This window comes from Sphingomonas sp. Root241, assembly GCF_001428865.1.
Classification (GTDB): Bacteria; Pseudomonadota; Alphaproteobacteria; order Sphingomonadales; family Sphingomonadaceae; genus Sphingomonas.
Map to the genome: position 1 here is coordinate 2,295,012 of NZ_LMIV01000001.1, position 10,390 is coordinate 2,305,401.

Sequence of the window (10,390 nt, forward strand, 5' to 3'; positions counted from 1 at the left end):
CATGCGGGAAATGAAGGCCTTGGCATTCTGTTCGGTGAGCCTGGCGGGCATTGCCCTGCTAGCCGGATGCGTCGGCGGGGCGCCTACCGGTTTGTCCTCTTCATCCCTGGCCCCGTCTCAGGGGACCTTTCACTGGCAGTCAAGCGCGCCGCTGGTCGGGCCGCAGCCTGATCCACCCCAAACCGTTTACGCTGTAAAGGATCCATCCGTCGTATTTGCGAACGGAAAATACCACGTCTTCATGACCACGGCCGGATCAAAGGGATGGGGCATCGCCTACACAAGCTTCGCCGATTGGTCGTCCGCATCGACGGCGCCGATATTCCCCCTCGACAAATCGCCGATAGGCCCCGGGTACCGCGCGGCGCCGGAGGTGTTCTACTTTGCTCCGCAAAAACTCTGGTATCTGATATTTCAGGGCGGCGACCCGATGTATTCCACCACGACCAACATCGAGGACCCGATGTCGTGGAGCCCAGCTCGCCCGTTCTTTGCCACGGCGCCGGACATAACGAAGCCGCCGGCGGGGACGGGATGGCTCGATTTCTACATTATCTGCAATGACACCAAGTGCTACCTCTTCAATACCGACGATAATGGCCACGTCATGCGGTCGGAGACATCGATAGATCAATTCCCGAATGGCTTCCACAATACGGTCATCGTCATCGACGAGCCCCGGGATGACGCATTCGAGGGAAGCAGCCACTATCGGGTAAAAGGAACCAATACTTACCTTACCGTCGTAGAGGCGATCAGCCCGAAGGGGCGCTATTTCCGGATATGGAAAAGCGACGGCTTGGAAGGTGCCTGGGTGCCACTGGGCACAGCCGCCAAGAATCCCTTCGCGACAGGCGACAACGTGGGGAGCATCTGGTCCGAGGGCATTTCCCATGGCGAACTGATTCGGGACACGAAAGATCAGACCCAGGTCATTGACCCCTGCAAGCCGCTTCAGTTCCTGTTCCAGGGTAACGACCCGCTGGTTCACCCTTCCGATTACATCCAACTTCCGTACCGACTTGGCCTTCTGACAGCCAAGGGACCAAATCCGATCACGGACATGTGCGTCAAATAGGCCCCCAGTTTCGATTCATGAGGCCTTACGGATCTGAATTCCGGCTCATTGTCGTCTCGACCGTCTCACTGTGCCGAATTGCCGGTTCGCAACAATTATTACAGAGCTAAAATCGTACTGCTATAGCTTCGGTCAGCAAGTTCCTTGGCTGATGATAGGCATCAAGGCACCGAGTTTACTACTGATAGCTTCACCGATCATGATTAATTATATTTGTGCAGGACCAAATCTTTAGTGGCTCACGATCCCTTTACTCGGATCCAGCATGCCAATGTTGATCCGCGATGTTGAGCTGGGCGGTCATGTTCGTTCCCAGTCCCACGACCCTCCCTAGGCCGGGACGACGTTCCCGGCCCCTTTTTCCTGTAGCGGGTCGGGCGTTGAGGGAAGCGAGATCAGATCCGCAGACGGGATTTCACTGATGAAGCACCATGGTGCCCCGGAAGGCGGGCATCGCGCCGACGCTGGCGCTTGCCACGATCATCACCTTCGCCGCGGCTCCCCAAGCGCGGATGCGGCATCAAGACAAAAAAAGGCAAAGCATCATGCGGCATGGGTCGAAATCGTCCGGAATTATCATATCCGGGCTGGTGTCATGCGCGGCGTTGACGCTGGTTCCCTGCGCGGCGCCAGCATTTGCGCAGAATCGGGACGCTCCCGCGGCGAGCGCGTCCAAAGGCATGTCGGCCGCCACCTGGACGCCGGATAACGGTGACGGAACGTTCACCAATCCTTTGTTTTATGACGAATTCTCAGATCCGGACCTGATCCGCGTCGGCGAGTGGTTCTACCTGACCGGCACCACTATGCACGCCATGCCGGGTCTGCCGATCCTGCGCTCGAAGGACCTGGTGAACTGGGAATTCGTCGCCTACGCCCTGGACAAGCTCGACCTCGGCCCGGCCTATCGGCTGGAGGACGGCCGCAACATCTACGGCCAGGGTATCTGGGCGCCGTCCTTCCGCTACCATGACGGCAAATTCTACATCTTCTCGAACGTCAACGACCAGACGACCCAGATGTTCACGGCCACCGATCCGAAGGGACCGTGGACGCGCACGCCGATGAAGCGGAGCTTTCACGACCTGTCCGTCCTGTTCGACGATGACGGCAAGGTCTATGTCGTTTGGGGTCACCAGGATATGCACCTGGCCCAGCTTACGGACGACTTGACCGATGTGGTTCCGGGCACCGAGCGCGTCCTGTTCGCTGCCGACGCCGGGATGGGCGAAGGTGCACATTTCTACAAGATCGACGGCAAATACTACATCATCAGCGCCAATTATGCCGGCGGCTTTCGCATGCCGGCGGCGCGGGCCGATCATGTGCTGGGCCCCTACGAGGTCAATCGAGCGATCAGCTTGCACGAGGACTTCGGCATGGCGCCAGGCCCGCGCCTGAAAACGCCCAAGCCACCTTTCGATTTTTGGACGCCCGGCCCCGCCGCCAGTCACGGCCTGGCGATGCACCAGGGAGGCATAGTCCAGACGCCCGAGGGCGAATGGTGGGGCTTCTCAATGATGGATTTCAATTCCGTCGGGCGCCTGCTCAGCCTGTCTCCGATCACATGGAAGGACGGCTGGCCCTATTTTGGTCTGCAGAGCAATCTGACGCGCACACCGCGAACCTGGGTGAAGCCGAAGACCGCCACGCCGCAGCCGATGCGCGTGCCCTTTCAGCGTAGCGACGATTTTTCGGCGCCGCGGCTCCAGCCCCTATGGCAGTGGAACCATGTTCCGGTGGACGACAAATGGTCCTTGTCGGAACGACCGGGTTTCCTGCGGCTTCATGCCCTGCCCGCGACCTCGTTCTACGATGCGCGCAATACCCTAACGCAACGGGCGATCGGGCCGATGTCGACGCCGACCGTGCTGCTCGATGCGTCTAGCCTGAAGCCGGGCGACACGGCGGGACTGGGCCTACTCAATCTCCCCTATGCGACTCTGGGCGTCGAAAAGCGCACCGCCGGTCTCGACGTCGTCTTTTATGACCAGCGCCGCGACCATGTGGTGCGGGTGAAGATGACCGGGACGCGCATCTGGCTTCGGGCCGACTGCGATTTTCTCACCGAACGGGCGCGCTTCAGCTATTCGTTCGACGGCGTCACCTTTACCCCTATCGGCAACGAGGTCGTGCTGGTCTATCAGACCTTCACTTTCCAGGGCGTTCGCTATGGATTGTTCAGTTACAACGCGACCGGCGCCGAGGGCGGTTTCGCCGATTTCGACAGTATTCAGGTCTATCAGCCGCATACCCACGGCCTGATGCAGCCCATTCCCTATGGTCGATCGATCCGGCTGACCTCGTTTCGCGCGACGACCGGACTGGCGGCCGGGCATGGGCGCCTGGCTTCAGGCGCCCCGACGCGGTTCGAGATCGTCGACCGCCGATTGGGGCGCGTCGCTCTGCGATCGGGCCGACGCTACGTCACTGTCGCTGCGGATGGAGCGGTGACGCTTGAGGCCGGCCAGTCCGGTACGGCGCAAACCTTCCAATGGATTGAAACGCCGACGGGCGAACTGGTGCTGATGTCATTGGCCACCGACCGCTTCCTGCGCATCGATCCGAAGACGAGGGACATCCGGGCCGACAGCCCCGGCCCCATGCCGGACGACAGCGACGGCGCGCGCTTTATCTGGTCGGAATAGAACGGGCGGCGCCGGTGAATCCAGAGATTCACCGGCGCAATGCATCACCGCGCGCTCAGCGAACTCGAATTCGAACTCAACACGAATGGGGCGCGAAAAGATCACAAGCCCGGTGGCTGTCTAGAAGTGCCGGCCGCATCGAGGGGATCAAAGCAGCCACGGCACGCCCGACCCGCATTAGCCCCCGGACATGGAAGTTCCGGTCAGACGATAAGAGCGCCAGAAGCGGCACCACTCCGCACACCCCCCTGACAGGTCAGTTCCTGCCCTTTCCGACCAGGCAGTAGGTAGTGACTGCGTCCAGCGACGGTGATCGAGGAGACCTGGACCGGCAACCTGGACGCCGTTCAAGACCAGCGACATCATCGATATCTCGCGCCGGCACAGCTACGCCAACGTGCTGCCGGCGCTGGTGGCGCGGTGGGAGATTGCCAGGAACTGGTTGCTGCGCGGCTCGGTGACGACCAATATCGGCTGGCCCGACTATACCGACATCGCACTGATCTCGACGGTCGTTGTCAGCGAATCCTACGATGCGGCCAACGATGTCGTGAACCTCAACGCCTCGGTCGAGATTGGCAATCCCGACCTCCAGCCCTATGATCCGCCCGCCGTTGCTCGGGATCAACAATGCCGGGATCGTGAGCTGGGCCTCCGCCGGAGTGGCCGGCGGAGGCCCCGATCCGTCAGAACTGGACCTTCACGCCCACGCGCGCCGCCCAGAGCGACGGACGGCCCTGTACGTCTTCCGCCGGGTTCGAGAAGCTCGAATAACGGTATTGCGCACAGGGGTTGGCGACGCCGTTGGTGGTGCCGGCGACGCAGGCGACGTTCACTACCGAAGTGAGATACGGGAACGCGACCTGGCGCAGCGAGCCCCAGTCCTTGTTGATCATGTTGAGCACGTTCTCGATGTCGCCGAACAGCTTGATGCGCGCGCCCTTGGCGATGCTGTCGATGCCGGGCAACGGAAGCTCCTGTTCGGCGTGCAGGTCGACCTTGAACCAGTTCTTGCCGCGCTGGCTGTTCTTGGGAAGAATCTGCCCGCGATAACCCTCCAGGCCATTGGCAGCGATGAACTTGTCGAGCGCGGCCTGTGTCGCTGCGCTGTCATAGGTCACGATCGGATCGGTGCCCGCGGCCGGCACGTAGAGCAGGTAGCGGTTCGACGAACCCGCGGTACCGAACACCGACGAGTGGCTGTTCGGCAGATTGGGGTCGTTCATCGTCAGGCTGTACGGGATGCCCGAGCGGAGCTCGCCGAACAGGCTGATCCGCGTCTTGTAGTCACCGACAAACGCATGGTCGAAGTCGACGTTGAACTTCCAGCTGTTGCGGATCTGGTAGATCGAGGTGCCATAGGCGGCCACGTTGGGATCGACCATCGCATTCTGGCCATAGGTGCCCGACGCGGTGGTGCCGTTCATCGAGCTGACGTCGGTCACGTCCTGGAAGGTGTAGCTGGCGCCGAGATTGAGGCCCCAGTCGAAGCTCTTGTCGACGCGTGCGACCGCAACCAGCGAATGGCCGCGATCGGTGTTGGTCAGGTACAGATCGGTGTTGCCGCCGCTGGTCAGCGACGCATAACGCGGCCGCCCATCGGGCGTGGTGCCGATCTGACGCAGGCGCAGACTGCGGCTGAGGCTCATCAGAAGTTGAAGCGAATACCGCCATTCACTGCGAAGCCGTGAATGTCTGATCCATCCTTCCAGTTGGCAATGACGAAGGTGGAGACGCGTCCGTTCGCAGCGCTGCCGATCAGCCCGACCGAATAGCGCATCGCGTCCTTCCATGTTGCCGTATCGAGTGTGAAATTCGAGGCAGGCGCGCCGAAACCGAACACGGCATCGTCACCGCGTGACCAGTTGCGCAGCGCCGAGGCACTGGCGAACGGTTCGAACGTCACGCTCGCCTCACTTGCCGTGCGATAGGATAGTCGCAGGCCGGCCTCGCCGATCTTTGTCTTGTCGCGTCCTGGCGAATAGGCATTGATCGAATCGATCCGCAGGTCGTCGATGTCGGTATCCGCATAGCTGAAGCCGACGAACGGCATCGCCGCGAGCCCGGCGGTACCGCCGATACGATACGAACCCCGGACCGACGCCGCCGTGGCGCCGCCGTCGAGCTTCTGCGGCCCGGCAGCGCCGAACAGCGATGGCAGGTTGAGGTCGTAGTGGCGCCACTCCTTGCGGACCGTGCCATCGAGCATGAAGGCCCCATTACCCACAGCGACATAGCCGCCGGCGAAGGGCGCCTCGACTCCGAGGCGGCCGGAGCCCGGGACCATTGCGTCACCGTCGTACCATCCGCCGAGAATGCCGAGATGCAGGATCCATCCGCTTCCGACATCGAAGCCGAGATCGGCACCGATCGTCACCGCCTGATGCTCGACCCGCATTTCAGGTGCCGCGGAAATTGCAACGCCGCTGCCCGAAAGAGTCGATGCAACGGTCTGCCGCGTATGGCCGCTGGCGGCACGCATCCATAGGCCGAACTTCTTGCCTCCCGCAGCGGAATCGGTCCGCGCGCTCAAATAGGGGCTGATCGGCTCGTCGAGCAGCGCCGACGCGGATTCCGCGAGGTAGCTGAGCCCGCCTACCGCGGTCGCCTGCGGGTTGACTTGCTGCAGCACGCCGAACTGGCTGGTGTTGGCGGGATTACGCCCGAAGCTTTCGAGGATGAAGCCTGATGTCGCGAACGGCGTATCGGAGGTGAAGGTGCCGATCGCGGCCCCCGGCGTGACCGTCACCACGGGCAAGAAGCCGCCCGCGACGTAGCTCTGCGCCCCGACGCGAGCGAGTCGGACATTCGTGTTGCCGGTCGCCGTGCCGCCGATGTTGAGCTGGTCGGCAGTCGCGGTAACCGTATTATAGTCGGCGAAGAACTGGCCACCCCCGCTGTAATTGCCCAATACCCGCACCAGATCGCCGGTCGCGCCGTTCTGGGCGTTGATGATGCCCGTATTGGCCATCGTACCGGTAGTGAACCTGCCTTGACCGGCAAACTGGATCAGGTTCGAGTTGTTGGTGTTGCCGAGGAAGGTGACATTGCCGCCTACGCCTATCACTGTGGCGCCAGCGTTGACGAAATTGCCCGAGACCGTGGAAACCGACCGGAGATTGGCAGTGGCACCGGCCGCGTTGTTCACCGTCGTCGTTGCGACGTTCGAACCGGCGACATAGATCCCGCCGTCCAATGTCCCCGTATTGTTCAGCGTAAAGCTTCCGTTCGCCAAGGTGGCGACCACGGCTTCGGTGTGCCCGCCAACTAGAGTCCCCGAGTTGGTAATCGTCACGGAACCGGTTCCGGTTGCGGTGGTCCGGATGCCGGTGGTGCGGGAGATGATCTGGCCGGCATTGTTGACCGACAGCGTGCCACTGTCGGTGGTAAGGTTGACGCCCTCATTGCCGCTGACGGCGCCGGTCGTTGCCAGCTGAACTGCGATGCCTCCCGCCTTGGAAGTGGCGAGTATACCGTTCGCGAAGACGTTCACCTTTCCAGCCACCGAGATCGTCGTCAGCCCCGTGGAATTGCCGCTGTTGGTAACGATGCCGTTGCCGGTAGTGGCGGTGATACCCGCGGCAGTGACGACGCTGCCGGCTCCTATCGTCACGGCGAGCGTGCCGGCGTTGACCGCGGCATTCGCATTGATCGCGATGATACCTGTGCCGGCGGTAGCGGTGACGGCACCGCCGGTGGTGACCGCGACGTTGCCGGTACCAGTGGTGCTCGCCAAAATACCAAACTCGCCGCTGATGGCGCCGCTGCGGTTGACGATCACGCCGCCGCCGCTCGCGGCGTTCGAAACTTGGGCGAGGACGGCGATGCCCGCGGTAGCCGTGATCGCGCCCGCGCCGGTCACCGAGATACCGGTATTGACGCCCGTGGTCAGCGCCCGCACGCCGCCACCGGTCCCGCCAGCGATGCGGTTGTCTGAAATGGCGATGCTGCCGGTGCCGGTGTTGAACACGTCCACACCGATCGTGCCGCCGCTGATCGCAGTGTTCGCATTGCCGGTGATTACGATCGCCGCATCCGCGCCGGTCATCTGCACGCCCTGCTGGGCCGTGCCGGTGATCGTGCCGGTTCCGGTCTGGTTGAGGGTCAGCGCGCCGACCGCGCCGGCTCCGGTCGAGGCCAGCTGCACGCCGACATTGTCGCCCATCACCGTGCCGGCGTTGTTGACCGTGATCGCGCCGGATACGGTGGACTGGTCGATTCCGACCAACGGATCGATCGATCCGCTCGCGGCGATGTTGGTGACGATGTTGCCCGCAGTCGAGGCGCTCTTGATGCCAGCCGCGCCCGCCTTGATCTTGCCGTTGACCGTGACCGTCGTGGTGCCGGACGATTGGCCGCTGTCGGTCTGGATGCCGAACGCGCTCGCCGAAGTGGCGGTAACGGTCTTGCCCGCGGTCAGGACGACGTCGATCTTTCCGGTATTCGCCGCCGCGAGCGTATTGCGCGCGACGATCGCCGTGCTGCCGGTCGAGGTGACGTCGCCCGCCGTGACCGCCACGTCGCCGCGGGCTGCCAGTGCGGAGATGCCGTTGCCGGTGGTCGCGCTCACCGCGCCGATCGTGGTCACCTTCGTCGAGCCCGAGCCGCTGTTGGCGGCTGAGATGCCGGTGACCCCGGCGACGGTGTCGTTGGTGGTGACGCTTACGCCGCCGGTCGCCGTCGGCGATGTCAGTGCGGCGAGCACGCCGACATTGCCCGCCTTGACGGCGCCGTTGGTCACCACGGTGACGCTTCCGGCCTGCGACAGCGAACCGACGTCGATGCCGTTCTTGCCGGCGTTGAGCGCGGTCACCGCACCGGTGGTGACGCTGACTGCGCCGCCGGCCGCCGTGTCGCGCACGACGATGCCCGATCCGCCGGTCGCGGTGCTCGCACCGGACAAGGCGACGGTGACAGTGCCCGATCCCTTGTTGAGGATGTTCGCGCCGTCGCCGTTCTGGCCGACGAAGCCGCCTGTGCCGGTGACCGAGATATCCCCCGAGCCGCCGGTGCCGCCGATCAGCCTGAGGCCCTGGGTCGCGCCCGTCACGGTGCCCGCGGCGTCGACGCTCACGGCGCCGTTGCCGGTCGCGGTGATGCCCTCTGCCAGAGTGCCCGTCACCGGACCGGTCGTCAGCACGCTCACTGAGCCGGTGCCGGAACTACCCGCCTGGATGCCGGTTGTCCCCGAAACCGTGCTTGTCTCCACGGTGACGTTGCCGGCCCCCGCCGCGCTGACTTGCTGCGCGATCACCGCAACATGCGAGTCCGAGCTGACGTCGCCCGCGAACACGGATACATCGCCGCCGGTCGACCGCGCGAAAATCCCGTTGCCGATGGTCGCCGTAACCGGACCCACCGTGGTCACGCTCGTCGAGCCCGAGCCGAGGTTCTCCGCATCGATCCCGAACAGCGCATCGATAGCGCCATTGGCGGTGACATCCACGTTACCCGTCGCGCCGGCCGAGATCAGCGCAGCGACGATGCCCGCGTTGCCGGCCTTGATGTCGCCGTTGGCCACGAGGGTCAGGTCGCCGGTCGGTGTCTGGGTCTGGGCATCGATCCCGTTCCTAAACGCCGCCAGCGCGGTCACCGCGCCCGTCGTGATGCTGATGTCGCCGCCGGCCGCGGTATCGCGAACAAAGAAGCCGTTGCCGCCGGCCGAGCTGCTCGCACCCGAGACGTCGACCGTGATGCTGCCCGCGCCGTTGTTCTTGATGTTCGCCGCATCACCGGTCCCGCCGACGAACCCGCCCGTGCCGAAGACGTTGATATCGCCAGCGCCGCCGGTACCGCCGACCARAGTCAGGCCGCGCGTCGCGCCGGTCACGATATTGTCCACTGCGACGGTGATCGCGTCGTTGCCCGTCGCGAGGATGCCCTCGGCGCCAGTACCCGTGANAGTCAGGCCGCGCGTCGCGCCGGTCACGATATTGTCCACTGCGACGGTGATCGCGTCGTTGCCCGTCGCGAGGATGCCCTCGGCGCCAGTACCCGTGACCGTCCCGCTCGCGGAGATGCTCATTGCCCCGGTGCCGCTGTTGGTCGCCTCGATCCCCACCGAGCCCGAGACGTTGCCGGCAATCACCAGGATCGAGCCGGATCCTGCGGCATTGGTCTGACGCGCGATGATACCCGTGTTGCTGACCGAGCTCACGTCACCCGCGATTACGAGCACATTGCCGCCGGCCGCCTTGGCGAAGATGCCGTTGCCCGTCGTCGCCGTCACCGGCCCCAGCGTCACCACGCTGGTATAGCCCGAGCCGAAGTTCTCGGCGTCGACCCCGAAGCGCGCGTCGATCGCGCCGTTGGCCGTGACGTCTACATTGCCGGTCGCAGCGCCCGGGATCAGCGCCGCGACGATGCCGGCATTGCCTGCCTTGATGTCACCATTGGCGACGATCGTGACGTCGCCGGTCAGCGTCTGCGTCTGGACGTCGATGCCGTCCTTGCTCGCCGTTGCCGCCGTCACCGYGCCGGYGGTGACGCTGATGCTGCCGCCCACGCTCTTGTCGCGCACGACGATRCCYTCGCCACCSGTCGAGCTCGTCGCTCCCGTGATGTTGACCGAGACGCTGCCCGCGCCGTTGTTCTGGATCGTCACGGCATTGCCGGTGCCGCCCGCGACACCACCCGCGCTGACATCGATATTGCCCGCCCCGCC

At 63.9% G+C, this 10,390-nt stretch carries 3 protein-coding genes; 2 read left to right on the plus strand and 1 reads right to left on the minus strand.

All coding sequences use genetic code 11. The annotated features are described in order from the left end of the window. The first annotated feature begins 1 nt into the window (after window position 1). Complete coding sequence (locus ASE13_RS10505) at window positions 2-1,078, plus strand: non-reducing end alpha-L-arabinofuranosidase family hydrolase (RefSeq protein ID WP_235536917.1); 1,077 nt, start codon at window positions 2-4, stop codon at window positions 1,076-1,078. Between the two features lie 431 nt (window positions 1,079-1,509). Further along, a complete protein-coding gene (locus ASE13_RS10510) occupies window positions 1,510-3,726 on the plus strand; it encodes a glycoside hydrolase 43 family protein (protein ID WP_200955629.1) in 2,217 nt (738 codons plus the stop codon). A 686-nt stretch (window positions 3,727-4,412) separates the two neighbouring features. Here ASE13_RS10510 and ASE13_RS10515 read toward each other — a convergent pair. Then, window positions 4,413-5,375, minus strand: a complete 963-nt coding sequence (locus tag ASE13_RS10515) for a hypothetical protein (protein ID WP_056614364.1) — start codon at window positions 5,373-5,375, stop codon at window positions 4,413-4,415. Window positions 5,376-10,390: the final 5,015 nt, after the last annotated feature.

Bases quoted from the DNA above. Each gene is read 5' to 3' on its own strand.
- ASE13_RS10505 (WP_235536917.1), top strand. From the start codon at position 2: ATGCGGGAAATGAAGGCCTTGGCATTCTGTTCGGTGAGCCTGGCGGGC.
- ASE13_RS10510 (WP_200955629.1), top strand. From the start codon at position 1,510: ATGGTGCCCCGGAAGGCGGGCATCGCGCCGACGCTGGCGCTTGCCACG.
- ASE13_RS10515 (WP_056614364.1), bottom strand. From the start codon at position 5,375: ATGAGCCTCAGCCGCAGTCTGCGCCTGCGTCAGATCGGCACCACGCCC.